The sequence below is a fragment of the Neisseria sp. P0024.S006 genome (assembly GCF_051956595.1).
Lineage (GTDB): Bacteria > Pseudomonadota > Gammaproteobacteria > Burkholderiales > Neisseriaceae > Neisseria.
On the sequence record NZ_JBQCXH010000001.1, the window covers coordinates 44,682 to 62,087 of the forward strand.

The following is a 17,406-nucleotide window of genomic DNA, read 5'->3' on the forward strand; positions in this document are numbered from 1 at the left end:
TAGCCCAAAGTTTTTGTCTAAGTCCTTAGAGCAACACTTTCTCCACGCCGCCGTTGTTGGCTTTTTTCACAAACTCGTCCAGCCAGTTTTCGCCGAGGATATGTTTCGCCATTTCGATGACGATATAGTCGGCAGGCATGTCGTTATCGTCGGCGTAGCGGCTCAGGCCTTGCAGGCAGGCCGGGCAGGTGGTGAGCATTTTGACGGGTTCGCCCTGCGGCAGCTCTTTGAGGTTTTTCTCGATTTCTTCCTGTTTGCGGAATTTGACTTGGGTGGCGATGTCGGGGCGTTTGACGGCGAACATGCCGGATTCGCCGCAGCAGCGGTCGCTTAAGACGACTTTCTGCCCCATGAGGCTGCTTGCCATTTGGGTGGCATTCATGGTTTTGATGGGTGTGTGGCAGGGGTCGTGGTAGAGGTATTGCTGACCTTTCACGCCGTTCAGTTTCACGCCTTTTTCGAGCAGGTATTCGTGGATGTCGATGATGCGGCAGCCGGGGAAGATTTCTTCGAAGCGGTATTTTTCGAGCTGGTCGTAGCAGGTGCCGCAACTGACGACGACGGTTTTGATGTCGAGGTAGTTGAGGGTGTTTGCCATGCGGTGGAAGGCGACGCGGTTGTTGGTACTCATTTCTTCGGCTTTAGCTTTGTTGCCGCCTGCGTCTTGCGGATAGCCGCAACACATATAGCCGGGCGGCAGGACGGTTTGTACGCCGACGTGCCAAAGCATGGCTTGGACGGCGAGTCCGATTTGGCTGAACAGTCGCTCAGAGCCGCAACCGGGGAAGTAGAACACGGCCTCAGCATCTTCCGGAGAAGCTGGATTGCGGATGATAGGAATACTCTTGTCGTCTTCTATACCCAGCATGGAGCGCGGAGTTTTGGCAGGCACGCTTTTCGGCAAAGGACGGTTGATGAAGTGGATAACCTGTTCTTTGATTGAGGCGGTACCGACGGTGGCTTTCGGTTCGGCTTTTTGCTTTTTAGTGCCAATCGGAAGAAGCTTGCCGATTTTGTAGGCAAAGTTCTGCGCGGGAAAGCCGGTCTGTATCATGGCGGCGCGCAAGGCTTTGATGGTTTTCGGGCCGGTGGCGTTCAAAAATGCCATACCCATCGATGCGGCAGGCGCGAAGCGTTTGTGGCCGGAGTCGGCAAGGTAGTTGCGGATGGCTACAGTTACGTCGCCGAAGTCGATGTTGACCGGGCAGGGTTTGACGCAGCGGTGGCACACGGTGCAGTGGTCGCCGATGTCCATAAGTTCTTCAAAGTGTTTGATGGAAACGCCGCGGCGGGTTTGTTCTTCGTATAAAAAGGCTTCAGTCAAGAGCCCCACGCCGAGGATTTTGTTGCGTGGGCTGTACAGCAGGTTGGCGCGCGGAACGTGGGTGGAGCAGACGGGTTTGCATTTGCCGCAGCGCAGACAGTCTTTGACGGAATCGGCGATGGTGCCGAGGTCTGATTTTTCCATAATCAGAGATTCCGCTCCCAAAAGCTCGAAGGACGGCGTATAGGCGTTGCGTAGGTCCGAGCCTTTCATCAGTTTGTGACGGTTGAAGGTGTGTTTGGGATCGACTTGGTTTTTGTAGTTCCAAAACGGCTGCAAGTCTTCATCGGTCAGAAATTCGAGCTTGGTGATGCCGATGCCGTGTTCGCCGGAAATCACGCCGCCGAGTGAGCGGGCGAGTTTCATGATGCGCTCGACCGAACGGTAGGCCGTCTGAAGCATTTGGGCGTCGTCTGAATTGACGGGGATGTTGGTGTGGACATTGCCGTCGCCGGCGTGCATGTGCAGGGCGACGAAGACTCTGCTGCGCACGGTTTTGGCGTGGATTTTGCCCAAACCTTCGATGATTTTGGTGTCAGTTTTGCCGCTGAAGATTTCGGCGAGCGGTTTCATTACGTCTTCTTTGACGGACACGCGCAGGCGGAAGTCGCGGAATGCGGTGAAACAGCTCTCGTCGTCTTTGGCTTCGGGCGCGGCATGGACGGTTGCGCCGTAGCGGGCTTTGTAGTCGGCAAGCGGCGTATCGAGATTGGCGAGCAACCAGTCCCAACGTTCTTTAACGGCGGAAACGTGGGCAAGGGCGTGTTTGCCGCGTTCGCCTAAAAGTTCGGCAGTCGGCAGGTCTGTGCCCATTTTGTCGATGGGGAGTTTGCCGGACAGATATTGCTCTAATTCAGCACAGAGTTTGAGTTTGTTTTGGATGGAAAGCTCGATGTTGATGCGTTCGATACCGTCCGAATACTCGCCCAGCCGCTCCAGCGGAATCACTACGTCTTCGTTGATTTTAAAGGCGTTGGTGTGCTTGGCGATGGCGGCGGTGCGGCTGCGGTCGAGCCAGAAGGTTTTGCGCGCTTCGGGCGACACGGCGATAAAGCCTTCGCCGTCGCGGGCGCGGGCAAGTTCGCAGATGTGTTCGGCGGCGGCCTCTACGGCGGCTTCGTCGTCTGAAACCACGTCCGCCAGCAAGACCATTTTCGGCCGCCCTTTACCCGCCGCTTTGGTGGCGTAGCCGACGGCTCGGACATAACGCCAGTCCAGATGCTCCAAACCCGCCAGCCGCACGCTGTCGTGGGCGAGCAGGAAATCGCGGATTTCAACGATAGAGGGCGTTGCAGTGGCGACCGTGCCGAAAAACTCCATACACACGGTGCGCGTGTATTTCGGCATTTTGTGCAACACGAAGGCGACGCTGGTGATGATGCCGTCCGTACCTTCTTTTTGCACGCCGGGCAGGCCGCTCAAGAATTTGTCGGTAACGTCTTTGCCCAAACCAACTTTGCGGAATTTGTGGCCAGGGATTTCCAAGCGTTCGGTCTTAACGATATTGAGGCCGTCTGAATCCAGCGTGTGAACGTCGAACACGGCAGTTTCTTCGTCGTGGATTTTGCCGAAATTGTGGCGCACGCGCTCGATGCGCAGCCATTCGCCCTGCGGGTTGACCATCTGCCAGTAGGCGAGGTTGTCCAGCGCCGTCCCCCACAGCACGGCTTTTTTGCCGCCCGCGTTCATCGCCACATTGCCGCCCACGCAGGACGCGTCGGCAGAAGTCGGATCGACGGCGAACACCAAACCCGCCTGATGCGCGGTTTCTTCCACCCGCCGCGTTACCACGCCTGCGCCGCAATGGATAATCGGATGTTTGCCGTCCAAGCCCGCCAGTTCGACAAATTCCACGCCGCGATGCTTGTCCAGCTTTTCCGTATTGATGACTGCGCTCATCGCATCCAAAGGTACGGCGCCACCGGTATAACCCGTGCCGCCGCCGCGCGGAATAATGACCAAATCCAGCTCGATTAAGGCGCGCACCAAAGGCGCGACTTCCGCCTCCATGTCGGGATTGACGACGACAAACGGATATTCGACGCGCCAGTCGGTCGCATCGGTAACGTGCGTTACCCGCGCCAGCCCGTCAAACATAATATTGTGCGGCTTGGTGATTTTGCTCAAACGCTCCAAAATCTGCCGCCGCTTTTGGCGCGTTTCGTCAAAGCTGCCGTCAAAACGCTCGACCGCCTTTTCCGCCGCCGCAACCAATACATCGACTTGCGGATTGTCATCGCGGCGTTTACGGATTTCGTTCAACCGGTGGCGCATTTCCCGCACCAGTGCGGTACGGCGTTTCGGATGCTCCAGCAAATCATCAACCAGATATGGATTGCGCACGACCACCCAAATATCGCCCAACACTTCAAACAACATCCGCGCCGAACGTCCTGTTTTACGTTGGCCTCGCAGGTCTTGTAAAATTTGCCATGCTTCGTTGCCTAAAAGTCGGATGATGATTTCGCGGTCGGTGTAGGAAGTATAGTTGTAGGGAATTTCCCGAATACGCTGCGGGGCGGTAGTCGTGGTCATGGTTGAGTTCCGTTGATAGGTATAATGTTTTTATATTAAAGGCCGTCTGAAAAATACGATTTCTTCTTGATGGCATGAAGTGTTAATGTAGTGTAATTTTCGATATTTTTCAATGTAAAAGACAATAAACATTTCAATGGGAATGATTTCTAATTGAAACATATTGTTTACAATCTTGACGTGTAACTGGTTTTCAGACGGCCTGACAGATTTTATCGCTTGAGTTTTTCTGTAAAACCGCTATAATGCGTTTCTTCTACGGCGGGTCTCCCCGCATGGTAATTCGGAACACCGGGTCAGGGGCGGAAGCCAGCAGCCCACTCTGATGAGCCAGTGCCGGGGGTTCGGCTCGCCACCTTATTCAAAAATGCCGGAGATGGTTAAGTCTCTGGCATTTTTCATTGTATAAAGCGTAATGATCAAAAGGCCGTCTGAAATCTTATTTTCAGACGGCCTTTGAGTTTATGAGCAAACTATTTATGCTTCTTCTGATTTTGTATTGGGCAAAACACAGTTCAGGATAATGGCCAATACGGCGCACAAACCTACACCGGCGAAGCTCAAAGTACCTACTTTGATAATCATGCCGCCGATACCGGTGGTCAATACGGAGCTGACGATAACCAGGTTTTTCGGCTGCATCAAATCGACTTTCGCATCAATCAATGTTTTGATGCCCAAAGAAGCGATAGTACCGAACAGCAGCAACATAATGCCGCCCATAACCGGCATAGGAATCGAAGCCAAAAACGCGTTGAATTTACCGAAAAACGCCATGAAAATCGCAAAAATTGCTGCCCAAGTCATGATGACGGGGTTGCTGTTTTTGGTAATCATCACCGCTCCGGTTACCTCGCCGTAAGTGGTTACAGGAGGGCCGCCGATCAAACCGGCCACGCACACGCCCAAGCCGTCGCCGGCGAGGGTTTTGTCCAAGCCTGGGTCTTTGGTGTAGTTTTTTCCGGTTACATTACCGATGGCCATAATGCCGCCGATGTGTTCGATGGCCGGGGCGATGGCAACGGGCAACATAAACAAGGCAGCCTGCCAGTTGACTTGAGGCGTTTCAAAATGAGGGACGGCAAACCAAGGAGCGTTGATGATGGCGCTGGTATCTACCAAGCCCATGATCAAAGCCAATACATAGCCGGAAGCCACGCCGATCAGAATCGGAATCAGCTTCATCATTTTGCTGCCGAATACGGAAACAATGACGGTTACCGCAAAGGTAAAGCCGGACAGAATCAGCGAGTCGATATAGTCGATGACCTGTTTTCCATCTGCCTGACCCATGGCCATGCTGCTGGCTGCTGCGGCCACGGACAAGCCGATTACCATAATCACCGGGCCGATAACCACGGGCGGCAACAACTTGTGTACCGCATCCAGACCGCGCCATCTGATCAGCGCGGCAAAGACAAAGTACATGAAACCCGCCGCAAACAGACCGAACATGGTAGAAGGCAGGCCCCATTCGCCGATGGAGTAGATAATCGGCGCAATAAAAGCAAAAGAAGAGCCGAGGAAAATCGGCACTTTACGTTTGGTAACCAATTGGAACAACAAAGTGCCCAAGCCTGCGCCCAATAATGCCAAAGCCGGGTTCAGTCCCGTCAGAAGCGGCACAAGCACCATGGCACCGAATGCGACAAACAAAATCTGCGCACCGGCTACTGCTGTTTTAAGCTGGTCCATAAAAGCTCCGGAGAAAATTCAAACGGCGCAGATTATACTGATTTATCCTAGTCATGAACATTTATTTACAAAAGGCCGTCTGAACAAATGTAACGATGACACCTGTTCAGACGGCCTGGTTCGATAGCGAATGGTTAGTAACTTATCAAAATCGATTAGGAAAATTTTTAGCCGCGTGTTTCGCGCCAAACCAAATAATCGCGCAGAGGCGGCATGGGCGGATTAATGCAGTGCGGACAGATGCCGGTTGTATCCTCATCGTCGCTGTCGATATGGTAGTCGTTTGGATCGAAGCGCACCTGCTGCATGACGGCTTGCGCCAAAGCCTGTGCCTGTACGACATCAAAGCGGAATTTTTCAAGGATTTCGTTTAATAGGCGGATTTCGCCGTCGCTGAAAGATTCGCTGTGTTTGACAATGAGGCGTTGATAATCTTCGTTGCTGATTTTTTCGTGAAGTAAATCGGTCTGGATAGTCATAATTTTTATTGTTGAAATAAGATGGTCAAGGTGCGGATTATAGCGGATATTGTTGCGGCTGTTTCAAAGGTTGTCTGAAAGTTGACGGGCTTTGGCGGATGCGGGGATAAATCTGTTCAATTCAGTATTGACTGCCTGAAAATCGCGGCTATCAAAAAAATCACTGATGCGTATGGTTTTTCCCTGATAATCGAAAGACCATGCGCCTTGTACACATTTTTGGATACGTAAAATATTGGGGATATTGTGAATTTTTCGTTTCATACCATTTTGGTATAGGTTTTCGTTTGGCAACCTCTGTTTCCTTCCTTGTGCAACAGGAGCTTGGGGAATATGGTCACGAGAATGCCATTCGGAGATTTCTGACAACGAGAAACTACGCCAACGCCCAATGGAGAACAAGGTATAACCATGAGACAGCGTATGGTTACGGATCTTGATGTTTTCACGTACGAAAAGTTGCCAAAGAAGGCCGTAAATTAGTGAGCCGACTAGGTAGAAAGTAAAAAGTATATGGGTAAGAATTATTATTGGATCAGTGAAATAATGCTCTTCAAGGTAAAACGGCGCGATGCATGTAAGAGCAAAGGAAAATATAAGAAATAGAGCGGTAAAGCCGATTTCCTGCGAGTCATGTACCACACGTGCTGATACGGTAATGCCGTCGGGCATGCGCTCGATTTTATAACGCGAAGATGCCATCAATAGCCTCCTATTTTTTCAGCCTGATACGCTTTTTGCAGCGGTGTAATTTGTGCTAAGCGTGCATGATCGATTTGTTCGGCAATTAAATGGGCTTTCCCTTGTGCGCGGCACTCGGCGGCAATTTTGCCTGCATCTACTTGATTGGCGGCCTCAAGTAAGGCCAGCCAGTGTTCACGCTGCGGATAAGGCGTGTTTTCAAGATTCAGACGGCCTTGTTTGTCGGCCACGCAGACGTTTAAGGCCGTCTGAAAACGTTCGGGGCGGCGGAATGCATCGGTTTTTTTCAAAACATTCAAAATGGTTTTGCTTTTGAACTGCCCGACTTGATGGAGCATGATGTGCCAACGGCAGACTAGTTCGGCAAGCTCGGCGCAGTGTTTGGGGGCGCGCAGGCGTTGATTGACTTCGCGGACGGGTTCGACGCCGTTGACGTCGTGTCCGTAGTGTTTCGGCAGGATATCGGCCGGTGTTTTTGCCTTGCCTAAGTCGTGCAATAAGGCGGCATAGCGTTCGGCGAGGGAGAGGTTCATTTCTGCGGCTCGTTGTACAACCATCAGCGTATGAATACCGCTGTCGATTTCGGGATGATAGTCGGCGCGTTGCGGTACGCCGAAAAGGGCATCAAGCTCGGGCAGCAAAACTTTGAGTGCGCCGCATTCGCGCAAAACTTCAATCATTCGGCGCGGATTTTTCTCCATCAGGCCTTTGGCCAGCTCCTGCCAGACGCGTTCGGCAACCAAGGCATCCGCTTCGCCGTTTTCTACCATTTGCCGCATCAGCGACATGGTTTCATCGGCAATTTGAAAACCATAACGCGCGGCAAAACGGGCAATACGCAAAATACGCACGGGGTCTTCGGCAAAGGCAGGCGAAACGTGGCGCAGGATACCGGCCGCCAAGTCTTGTTGTCCGCCAAAGGGATCGATGATCGTGCCGTCTGAATCCTGAGCCATGGCATTGATGGTCAGGTCGCGGCGCATCAGGTCTTGTTCCAGCGTAACGTCTTTATCGGCATGAAAGCTGAATCCGGCATAGCCTTTGGCAGTTTTGCGTTCGGTACGGGCGAGGGCGTATTCTTCGTGGCTGTCCGGATGGAGAAAGACGGGAAAATCTTTGCCGACAGGTTGATAGCCTTGAGCCAGCATGGTTTGCGCATCTGCACCGACGACTACCCAGTCGCGGTCTTTGACGGGCAGGCCTAACAGATGGTCGCGGACGGCGCCGCCGACAAGATAGGTTTTGATAGTTTGTGTATTCATATAAAAATCGAACGATATAAAAAGGCCGTCTGAAAAGCCGTATCGGGTTTTCAGACGGCCTGAGTCAGAACGCTATTATGACGCTTTAGGCTTGTTGCTGTCGATAATCTTCAGTCCGGCAGCGGCAACAAACCATATCGTTATGCGGCATATCCTTTATAATAAGTTCATTCAAAAATGGAGCGGCAAATAATGCAGACTTGGCACGAGGCAATTGGTGCGGAAAAAGAAAAGGCGTATTTTCAAACGATTTTGGAGAAGGTGCGCCATGAAAGGCAGGCAGGGATAACCGTTTATCCGCCTGAACGCGATGTATTCAATGCTTTTCGGACGACTGAATTCGGAAATGTAAAAGTAGTGATTTTGGGACAAGACCCGTATCACGGCGCGGGTCAGGCGCATGGTTTGGCATTTTCCGTGCAACCCGAAATTGCGGTGCCGCCGTCGCTGGTTAATATTTATAAAGAGCTGGCGACGGATATTGAGGGCTTTCAGATTCCGCAACACGGCTATTTGCAGCATTGGGCGGAACAGGGCGTGTTGCTGTTGAACACGGTGTTGACTGTCCGTGCCGGTGTGGCGCATTCTCATGCGACCTTCGGTTGGGAGGCGTTTACCGATGAAGTCATCCGACAATTGGATAAGGAACGCGAGCATTTGGTCTTTATGCTGTGGGGCAGCCATGCGCAGAAGAAAGGCGCGTTTATCGACCGCAACCGTCATTTGGTGCTGACCGCGCCGCATCCTTCGCCCTTGTCGGCATATCGCGGCTTTTTCGGCTGCAAACATTTTTCGCAGGCAAACGCTTATTTGCAGGCAAATGATTTAGAGCCGATTGATTGGCAGGTTTAAATAAGATAAAAGGCCGTCTGAAAGCAGATTTTCAGACGGCCTTATGATTTGGTCTCAAATCGAATATTCAATCAGTTCGTTTTGAGAGAAGACATAAACCTGTTTCGGAATCAGGTTCAATTCTTTACCTTCGGCGATTTGGTAACGCGCGGCATCGCTGCCTGCCAGCGTGATATGCACGTCTTGTTTGTCGTGTTTCACCAGAATATGCGTCAATGCCCCGACGGCGTGGATTTTTTCGATTTTGGCACGAATCATCGGCGTTTCGTTTTCGGCGGCAAGCTGCCATTCGTGAGGACGGATATAGCCGATGGCGGTTTGTTCCTGCCATTTGTATTGCGTGTCCAATTTCCATTCGAAACCGTGGTAATGCCAGATGCCTTTTTCGATGCGTCCTTCAAATGCATCGGTTTCGCCGAGGAACTCGGTAACGAAGGCGTTTTCTGGTTTGCGGTAAATGGCTTCGGCGCTGCCGGTTTGTTCGATTTTACCGTGGTTCATGACGACGATTTCGTCGGAAACTTCGAGGGCTTCTTCTTGATCATGTGTGACCAAAATACTGGTTACGCCTAGGTTGTGATGAATGTCGCGCAGCCAGGTACGCAATTCTTTGCGCACTTTGGCATCCAGCGCGCCGAAGGGTTCGTCCAAGAGCAGGAGTTTCGGTTCGACCGCAAGCGCACGGGCAAGAGCGATGCGTTGGCGTTGGCCGCCGGAGAGTTGGTGCGGATAGGATTTGGCGAGGTGGGAGAGCTGCACGAGTTTCAGCAATTCTTCGACCTTGGTGCGGATTTGTTCTTTGGACGGGCGTTCGGACTTGGGCAATACGGTCAAACCGAAGGCGACGTTGTCAAACACGTTCATGTGGCGGAAGAGGGCGTAGTGTTGGAACACGAAACCGACTTTGCGCTCGCGCACATGCTTGGCGGTGACGTCTTGGCCGTCAAAGAGGATATTGCCGCCATCGGCGTTTTCCAGTCCGGCGATAATGCGTAGGAGCGTGGTTTTGCCGCAGCCGGAAGGACCGAGCAGGGAAACAAGTTTGCCGGTGGGGACGTTGAGGTTGATGTTTTTCAGCGCGTGGAAACTGCCGAAGTGTTTGTTTAAGTTTTGAATAGTGATGCTCATGCTGCGTTCCTTTCGGCGGCGGCGAGTTTTTTATCTTGTAATTTGGTAATGATGTTTTGCACCAGCAAGGTGGCCAAGGCTAAAAGTGCCAATACTCCGGAGAGGGCGAATGCGCCGGTGAAGTTGTATTCGTTGTAGAAGATTTCGACCAAAAGCGGGATGGTGTTGGTTTCGCCGCGAATGTGCCCCGATACCACGCTGACCGCGCCGAACTCGCCCATCGCGCGGGCGTTGGTAAGAATGATGCCGTAGAGCAGCGCCCATTTGATGTTGGGCAGGGTAACGCGCCAAAACATCTGCCAGCCGTTTGCGCCGAGTATCAGCGCGGCTTGTTCTTCGCTGTCGCCCTGCGCCTGCATTAAAGGAATGATTTCGCGCGCGACAAAGGGGAAGGTAACGAACAGGGTTGCCAAAATAATGCCGGGAATGGCGAAGATAATCTGTATGCCTTGCGTTTCGAGCCAGCCGCCCAACGCCGTGTGTGCACCGAACAATAAGACGAACATCAAACCGGCTACCACGGGCGATACGGAAAACGGCAAATCGAGCAGGGTAGTCAGCAACTGCTTGCCGTGAAAGTCGAAGCGGGTCAACAGCCACGCCATCGCCACGCCCAAGACGGCATTGACGGGAACGACAATCAGCGCGGTAATCAGCGTTAATTTGATGGCAGACCATGCTTCGGGATCGGTCAGAGATTGCAGGTACAGATCCCAACCGCCTTTTAAGGCTTCATAGAATACGGCAACCAAAGGCACGACCAGCATCAGCAGCAGAAAGCCCAAGGCGGTAGCGGTCAGCAATACGCGCAGCCAACGCGGTTCGCTCAAATTTGGATTGGTGGAATGGGTTTTCATGGTAGGGTAGTCTCGATTTATTCTTGTATCTGTTTGGGCCGTCTGAAAAATGTTTGCTTAATGTTTCAGACGGCCTGTTGTTTGTTAAACCCTCGCTCCGGCGCGGCGGCTTAAAGTCCATTGCATAATGTTTAAAATCAGCAGGATGACAAACGAAATCATCAGCATAAACAGAGCAACGGCAGACGCGCCCTGAGCATCGTATTGCTCCAGCTTGCCGGTAATAATCAAGGGCAGGATTTCAGACACCATCGGAATATTGCCTGCGATGAAAATGACCGAGCCGTATTCGCCGGTAGAGCGGGCAAACATCATGCCTGCGCCGGTCAACAGGGCCGGCGTGATTTCAGGCAAAAGGACACGGCGGAACGTAGTCCAACGGCTTGCGCCCAAAGTTGCCGCCGCTTCTTCATACTCGCCCGATAATTCTTCTAATACCGGCTGCACGGCGCGGACGATAAAGGGCAGGCTGACAACAATCAGCGCAATCCAGATGCCGGTAGGTGTAAAGGCGATTTTGATGCCCAAAGGCTCGAAAAAACGGCCTATCCAGCCATTGGGCGCATATAGGGTTGCCAACGCAATGCCTGTTACCGCCGTCGGCAGCGCAAACGGCAAATCGACCAAAGCGTTTACTAATCCTTTGCCCGGAAATTCATAGCGCACCAATACCCAGGCAACCAATGTACCGAATACGATATTGGTCAACATCGCATAAAATGACATTCGCAAGCTCAGCCAGACAGCCGCCAAGACATTGGGTTCGGTAATCGTGTTCCAAAATCCGCTCCAGCCGATTTCCGCCGCTTTGGCCGCCATCATGGCAAACGGCAAAACCACCAAAAGCGACAGGCATAAAACCGTCAAACCCAGGCTGAGCTTGAAACCCGGCAATACAGAAGGCGTTTTGAGTAACAACATAATGGCAACCGTCAAAATTTAATACGCGCTTACTTTAACAAGGCCGTCTGGAAACTGGAAAGAATGCTTTGTTTGGTATAAAGACGATTTTGTTATATTGAAGACATGAAAAGGCCGTCTGAACATCAAATTTCAGACGGCCTTGCTGGTGTGGTAAGGATCAATAGGCAACAGGATCTTGAGAGGCAGGCTGGCGTTGCGCTGCTTCGTAGTTTTCCTGAGCAGAGCGGACGGCTTTTTCCAAACCGTTGATCCGTTCGAGATAGCGGGCATAGTTGCGTTCATTGCCATAACGCACTTTTTTGCCTTCTTCCAAATTTTTCTTAGCAGTATCCAAAGCACGCTTGGCCGCGCCGACGTCAGCCGGATTGACCGGTGCGACAGCTTCTTCCGCCTGCTCGATTTTGCTGGGGGAAATCGACGTTGCCGGTGTTGAAACAGGTGCAGAAGTATATACGGACGGTTTGCCGATATTGCTGGCTTTACAGTTTTTGCCGCCGGCTTGGGTATAGACTTTGCGGCCGGCAGAATCGGTACATTCAAAAATAGGCGCGGCAGAAACCGCAGTTGTCAAAGCGAGCAGTAATGTGCTAAACCAAAGTTTGTTCATTTTTTATTTTTCCTTAAAACCATTTCCACCAAACAAACAAAGCCGCAATCATGATGATGTTGGCGAAGAGGATGGGTTTCCACTGTCTGGGCGCGCGCCGCAATTCAGCGCCTGAGCGCGTGCGGCGGATATAGAAAAACGGACTGAGCAGCATGGAGGCGGCACATACCAAAATAATCACTGCGTAATAGATTTTGTGCGTTTCCATATCGTTCCTCCGTTTCAGACGGCCTGAGATGCTGACTGCAACGCGTTTTGGCGCGAAGCGTTGCCTGTTTTCATCTTGCATCGGGTATTGGGCACATTTGCCATGGCCTCAATCCTGAGGTCTTTGCAAAAATATGCTACAATCGCGTCCGATTATAACATTCTATTTATAAAGGTTTTACGAATAATGATTTCTACCAACGGCATCACCATGCAGTTCGGCGCAAAGCCGCTGTTTGAAAACGTATCCGTCAAATTCGGCGAAGGCAACCGTTACGGCTTGATCGGCGCCAACGGCTCAGGCAAATCCACCTTCATGAAAATCCTCGGCGGCGATTTGGAACAGACTGCCGGCGAAGTAGCGATTGAAAACGGCGTGCGTTTGGGTAAATTGCGCCAAGACCAGTTTGCCTACGAAGACATGCGCGTGCTGGACGTGGTGATGATGGGTCATACGGAAATGTGGGCGGCGATGACCGAGCGTGATGCGATTTACGCCAACCCCGAAGCCACCGAAGACGATTACATGAAAGCCGCCGAACTGGAAGCCAAGTTCGCCGAATACGACGGCTACACCGCCGAAGCGCGCGCCGCCGAGCTGTTGAGCGGCGTGGGTATTTCCGAAGATTTGCACAATGCGACCATGGCGGAAGTCGCTCCGGGCTTCAAGCTGCGCGTATTGCTGGCGCAAGCCCTGTTCTCCAAACCTGATGTATTACTTTTGGACGAACCGACCAACAACTTGGACATCAATACCATTCGCTGGTTGGAAGGCGTGTTGAACCAATACGACTCCACCATGATCATCATCTCGCACGACCGTCACTTTTTGAACGAAGTCTGCACCCACATGGCGGATTTGGACTACAACACTATCACCATCTATCCGGGCAACTACGACGACTATATGCTCGCTTCCGCCCAATCGCGTGAGCGCGCCCTGAAAGACAACGCCAAGGCAAAAGAGAAACTGCAAGAGCTGCAAGAGTTTGTCGCCCGCTTCTCTGCGAACAAATCCAAAGCCCGTCAGGCAACCAGCCGTCTGAAGCAGGCCGACAAAATCAAATCGGAAATGGTCGAAGTCAAACCTTCTACCCGTCAAAACCCGTATATCCGTTTTGAAGCCGATGAAAAAGCCAAGTTGCACCGTCAGGCAGTGGAAGTTGAAAAACTGGCCAAACGTTTTGAAACCCAGTTGTTTAAAAACCTGAACTTCATCCTTGAAGCAGGCCAACGCCTCGCCATCATCGGCCCGAACGGCGCAGGTAAATCTACCCTGCTGAAACTCTTGGCCGGCGCATACAACCCCGAATATTCAGACGGCCTGTTGCCGGACGAAGGCACCATCAAATGGGCGGAAAAAGCCAGTGTCGGCTACTATCCGCAAGACCATGAAAACGACTTCGACGTCGATATGGATTTGACTGAATGGATGCGTCAATGGGGTCAGGAAGGCGATGACGAACAAGTCATCCGCGGCACTTTGGGCCGCTTGCTCTTCGGCAGCAACGATGTCGTGAAAAAAGTGAAGGTTCTCTCCGGCGGTGAAAAAGGCCGTATGCTTTACGGCAAACTGTTGCTGTTGAAACCCAATGTCTTGGTCATGGACGAACCGACCAACCACATGGACATGGAGAGCATCGAATCCTTGAACATGGCGCTGGAAAAATACAACGGTACGCTGATTTTCGTCTCGCACGACCGTCAGTTTGTATCTTCACTGGCTACCCAAATCATTGAATTGGATGGCAAAGGCGGATATGAACACTACTTGGGCGATTACGAAAGCTATCTGGAGAAAAAAGGAATTGTGTAGGAAATAGCATGAATGCAAACCTTAAAAAACTACTGCAAAACCTGTTTGCACTAATCATATTGCCTGTACTGGGCTGGTACATTACGCTTGGAGACGCTGTAAATGTTGTCGACACTGAACATGCTTCTCGTAAAGGCCGAGCAGTGGCTTGGTTATTTAATGAGTTTGGCGCAACCGGTGTTTGGGGCTTCTTGGGCATAATTTGGATTGCCTGCCTGATTTTAGCCATTCGTTCATACAAAGCATGGCAAAAGGATAAGTCACAGTAAATTAAGGTTCTAGATAGTATGTACTTGCTAGAAGAAAATATCCATATGAATCATTGGATTGAATGATGCATCTGAATATAAACAGGCAATTGAAAGCTATCTGGAGAAAAAAGCCTGGCTTAAATCTTTACCCACAATCTAATAAGGCATTGAGATGCCGTCTGAAAATTTCTATATTTTCAGACGGCATTTTCTTTTCAAAATTAAACAATAGCATATTGAACTTTTATGCCAAAATTATGACTAATAAAAGCTTTTTTGCAAAAGAATAATTCAATATTACGACATTTTTGAAGGAATATATTAAATGGTAAACATTAAAAAAGCAGTACCCGATGCCTCTCAATATGGTGCCAAACTTGGCTATACGACTTATGAGGCAGAACAAGGTGAACTGAAAAACGGTGTTGTTAAAAATGCCCCTTCTTCAGAGGCAGAACACGCAACTGCCCGTGAAGCAAGTGGTCAGGCATATGTTGATTTGCCGACTAATGCATCTGTCTCATTTATTGCACAAGCAGATGCCAATGCCGTAACCGTCCGTTATACCGTTCCTGACGGTGAAAGCGGTAAAGTAGAAGTCAAAGTCAATAATACAGTGATCGGGACTTTGGATTTATCTTCCAAATCCAACTGGCAATATTTGGATAACTATACATATCATCCGAATGGCGATATTAAAGTTCATGATACGCCTGCGGCAGATAGGCTTGCCCGCTTCCAATTTGACGAAGTCAGCCAATTATTTAAAGAGGCCAATATCAAGGTAGGGGATAAGGTTACCATCACTAATATCGACAGCACGCCCGTAGGCATTGACTTGGTTGATTTGGAAAAGGCACCGGATGCTATTAAACAGCCTGAAAACAGTGTCAGCATTACTGATTTTGGCGCAGTCGCCAATGATGGCTCGGATGATTACCAAGCATTCATGGCTGCAATTGAATCTGCCAAAGCATCTAAAAAATCTGTTTACATTCCTGAAGGTCAATTTGATTTTAGTGAACAACTGCACATTTACGCGCCTGAAGGTGTAAAAATTAGCGGAGCAGGCCAATGGCACACTAAATTGCATTTTACCAGTACTAAAATAGGTGGCGGTGGTATCGTGTTTGAACACGGCACCAACAAAATTGATTTTGGAAATGTTTCCATGGATTCGGATTTAACTTCTCGCTATAACGAAGGCGCGAACTATAAAGGTATTTCCGGTACTTTGGGTAACGGTTCATCGATTCACGATATCAAAATTGAACATTTTGAAGTAGGTGCCTGGATTGGTGATTATGCCCCAGCATCTGATATGCACTACACTGATGGTTTGACTATTTCTAATGCTACTATTCGCAATAACTTGGCAGATGGCGTTAACTTTGCCCAAGGGACCAGCAATTCCACCGTTATCAATTCCAATATCCGTGGCAATGGTGATGATGGCTTAGCAACATGGTCGAGCATTCATGAAAATACTAATGCCCATGTTGCTGAAAATAACCGCTTTTTGAATAATACCGTTGAATTAGGCTGGCGTGCAGCAGGTATTGGTATCTTTGGCGGTAAAGGTCATGAAGTAGCCAATAACCTTATCAAAGATAATGCCAATTGGGGTGGCGTACGCTTAAACACTGTATTCAAAAACAGCCATAATTTTGATTTCAATGATACGGGTATTTCCGTTCACGATAACTTACTGGTAAACAACGGGACTAATGCCGACACATATGGTCGTGTTAAAGGTTCTATCGATTTGGAAGAAGGCAGGGATTATGCTACTCCCGAAAAAGATATTTTGGGAGAACTCAACAATATCAAAATTGAAAATAACACTATTGTGAATAATCTTTCCGAGCAAGAAATTACCAAAACCCGTAATCCTAAAGAAGGTAATATTCCGGAGTCTGTAAACGAGACTACATTGACCATCGAAAATAATCACAGCCTTTCGGTAGCAGAAAATAATTCTGCAAAAAATGTAGCGGAAGTAGATGATCACAGTCTTACCCAAGCCTCGCTTCATTTAGGGGAGGATAACATCATAACCATTACGGACAGCAGCCATGCTCTTGTCAGTGGCGGCGATGGCAATGACCGGATCAGAGGTGGTTTGGGTAATGATACGATTAACGGTGATTCAGGCGATGATGTCATTTTCGGCTATGATGGAGACGATCGTCTTAATGGCGGTATAGGTAATGATTCTGTACATGGAGGTAATGGCAACGATACCTTATGGGGAGAAAGTGGCGATGACCGTTTGAATGGCGGTGATGGCGACGATGTTTTATTCGGCGGACAAGGAACCGATTACTTGGTTGGCGGCAAGGGTGCCGATACTTATGTTTTCAGCCTTGGAGAAGGTAAGGATACGATTATCGATAATGTGGGCGAACACAATGCGTTGCAATTCGGCCAAAATATCTCTGTTAATGACCTGCACATTGATGTTGCCACCGATGTTCGAGGCAATACTGATTGGAAAATTACCATCAAGGGATCAGAAGGGGACAGCATAACCATCAATGACCAATTCGTTTCCGGTAAAACTGATGCTGTGATTGATACCTTCCGTTTCGATGAAGGTACATTGAGCCTGCAAGAGGTGATGGGTAGATTGTCAGGTAACGGCAATATCAGTCATTTGTCAGCCGTCAATACGCACACTGAGCGCATGAGCTACTCGTCTGTCAATACGGCTGATGTTCACGATGACGCAGCATCTGCCGCCAACGCTGGAATCATTTAATTAGCT

The 17,406-nt window shown here is 50.1% G+C and carries 14 protein-coding genes and 1 other RNA gene; 5 read left to right on the forward strand and 10 right to left on the reverse strand.

Going from position 1 to position 17,406, the window contains the following annotated elements; translation table 11 throughout:
• Positions 1 to 25: 25 nt before the first annotated feature.
• Complete coding sequence (locus ACTHUF_RS00240; RefSeq protein ID WP_049349779.1) at positions 26 to 3,859, reverse strand: DUF3683 domain-containing protein; 3,834 nt, start codon at positions 3,857 to 3,859, stop codon at positions 26 to 28.
• A 260-nt stretch (positions 3,860 to 4,119) separates the two neighbouring features.
• Here ACTHUF_RS00240 and ffs point away from each other — a divergent pair.
• An RNA gene (gene ffs / locus ACTHUF_RS00245) (signal recognition particle sRNA small type) lies at positions 4,120 to 4,216 on the forward strand.
• Positions 4,217 to 4,336: 120 nt separating this feature from the next.
• Here ffs and ACTHUF_RS00250 read toward each other — a convergent pair.
• The 4 genes from ACTHUF_RS00250 to ACTHUF_RS00265 all read right to left on the reverse strand — a co-directional run bounded on the left by ACTHUF_RS00250 (position 4,337) and on the right by ACTHUF_RS00265 (position 7,997).
• Positions 4,337 to 5,554, reverse strand: coding sequence for a uracil-xanthine permease family protein (locus ACTHUF_RS00250; RefSeq protein WP_315093526.1), 1,218 nt, complete (start codon positions 5,552 to 5,554; stop codon positions 4,337 to 4,339).
• Between the two features lie 167 nt (positions 5,555 to 5,721).
• Complete coding sequence (locus tag ACTHUF_RS00255; RefSeq protein WP_003679235.1) at positions 5,722 to 6,033, reverse strand: hypothetical protein; 312 nt, start codon at positions 6,031 to 6,033, stop codon at positions 5,722 to 5,724.
• Between the two features lie 63 nt (positions 6,034 to 6,096).
• Positions 6,097 to 6,735 (reverse strand): hypothetical protein, encoded by a 639-nt coding sequence (locus ACTHUF_RS00260; protein ID WP_315093522.1) that lies wholly within the window; start codon positions 6,733 to 6,735, stop codon positions 6,097 to 6,099.
• Entirely contained in the window at positions 6,735 to 7,997 is a 1,263-nt protein-coding gene (locus tag ACTHUF_RS00265) for a multifunctional CCA addition/repair protein (RefSeq protein WP_315093520.1), read from the reverse strand. The genes ACTHUF_RS00260 and ACTHUF_RS00265 overlap by 1 nt, the downstream gene beginning before the upstream one ends.
• Positions 7,998 to 8,189: 192 nt before the next feature.
• Between ACTHUF_RS00265 and ung the strand changes: the two genes are divergently transcribed.
• Positions 8,190 to 8,849: a uracil-DNA glycosylase gene (gene ung / locus ACTHUF_RS00270; protein WP_315093518.1), complete on the forward strand. Its 660-nt coding sequence runs from the start codon at positions 8,190 to 8,192 to the stop codon at positions 8,847 to 8,849.
• A gap of 54 nt (positions 8,850 to 8,903) precedes the next feature.
• Here the strand turns inward: ung and ACTHUF_RS00275 are convergent, their stop codons facing one another.
• The 5 genes from ACTHUF_RS00275 to ACTHUF_RS00295 all read right to left on the reverse strand — a co-directional run bounded on the left by ACTHUF_RS00275 (position 8,904) and on the right by ACTHUF_RS00295 (position 12,573).
• A complete protein-coding gene (locus tag ACTHUF_RS00275; protein ID WP_315093515.1) occupies positions 8,904 to 9,977 on the reverse strand; it encodes a sulfate/molybdate ABC transporter ATP-binding protein in 1,074 nt (357 codons plus the stop codon).
• Positions 9,974 to 10,834 (reverse strand): sulfate ABC transporter permease subunit CysW, encoded by an 861-nt coding sequence (gene cysW / locus ACTHUF_RS00280; protein ID WP_440406615.1) that lies wholly within the window; start codon positions 10,832 to 10,834, stop codon positions 9,974 to 9,976. Before cysW ends, ACTHUF_RS00275 begins: the two co-directional genes overlap by 4 nt.
• An 84-nt stretch (positions 10,835 to 10,918) precedes the next feature.
• Complete coding sequence (gene cysT / locus ACTHUF_RS00285; protein ID WP_004520580.1) at positions 10,919 to 11,755, reverse strand: sulfate ABC transporter permease subunit CysT; 837 nt, start codon at positions 11,753 to 11,755, stop codon at positions 10,919 to 10,921.
• A gap of 160 nt (positions 11,756 to 11,915) precedes the next feature.
• Complete coding sequence (locus ACTHUF_RS00290) at positions 11,916 to 12,365, reverse strand: DUF4124 domain-containing protein (RefSeq protein ID WP_315093511.1); 450 nt, start codon at positions 12,363 to 12,365, stop codon at positions 11,916 to 11,918.
• A gap of 13 nt (positions 12,366 to 12,378) precedes the next feature.
• The gene (locus ACTHUF_RS00295; protein ID WP_036491242.1) at positions 12,379 to 12,573 is read right to left on the reverse strand and encodes a hypothetical protein; all 195 of its coding nucleotides are present in this window, start codon (positions 12,571 to 12,573) and stop codon (positions 12,379 to 12,381) included.
• Between the two features lie 186 nt (positions 12,574 to 12,759).
• Between ACTHUF_RS00295 and ACTHUF_RS00300 the strand changes: the two genes are divergently transcribed.
• The 3 genes from ACTHUF_RS00300 (at position 12,760) to ACTHUF_RS00310 (ending at position 17,400) form a co-directional block, all read left to right on the forward strand.
• On the forward strand, positions 12,760 to 14,388 hold the full coding sequence (locus tag ACTHUF_RS00300; protein ID WP_003746799.1) for an ABC-F family ATPase: 1,629 nt from the start codon (positions 12,760 to 12,762) through the stop codon (positions 14,386 to 14,388).
• Positions 14,389 to 14,396: 8 nt separating this feature from the next.
• Positions 14,397 to 14,657, forward strand: coding sequence for a hypothetical protein (locus ACTHUF_RS00305; protein WP_204788047.1), 261 nt, complete (start codon positions 14,397 to 14,399; stop codon positions 14,655 to 14,657).
• Positions 14,658 to 14,964: 307 nt separating this feature from the next.
• A complete protein-coding gene (locus ACTHUF_RS00310) occupies positions 14,965 to 17,400 on the forward strand; it encodes a calcium-binding protein (protein WP_440406618.1) in 2,436 nt (811 codons plus the stop codon).
• The last annotated feature ends 6 nt before the right edge of the window (positions 17,401 to 17,406 follow it).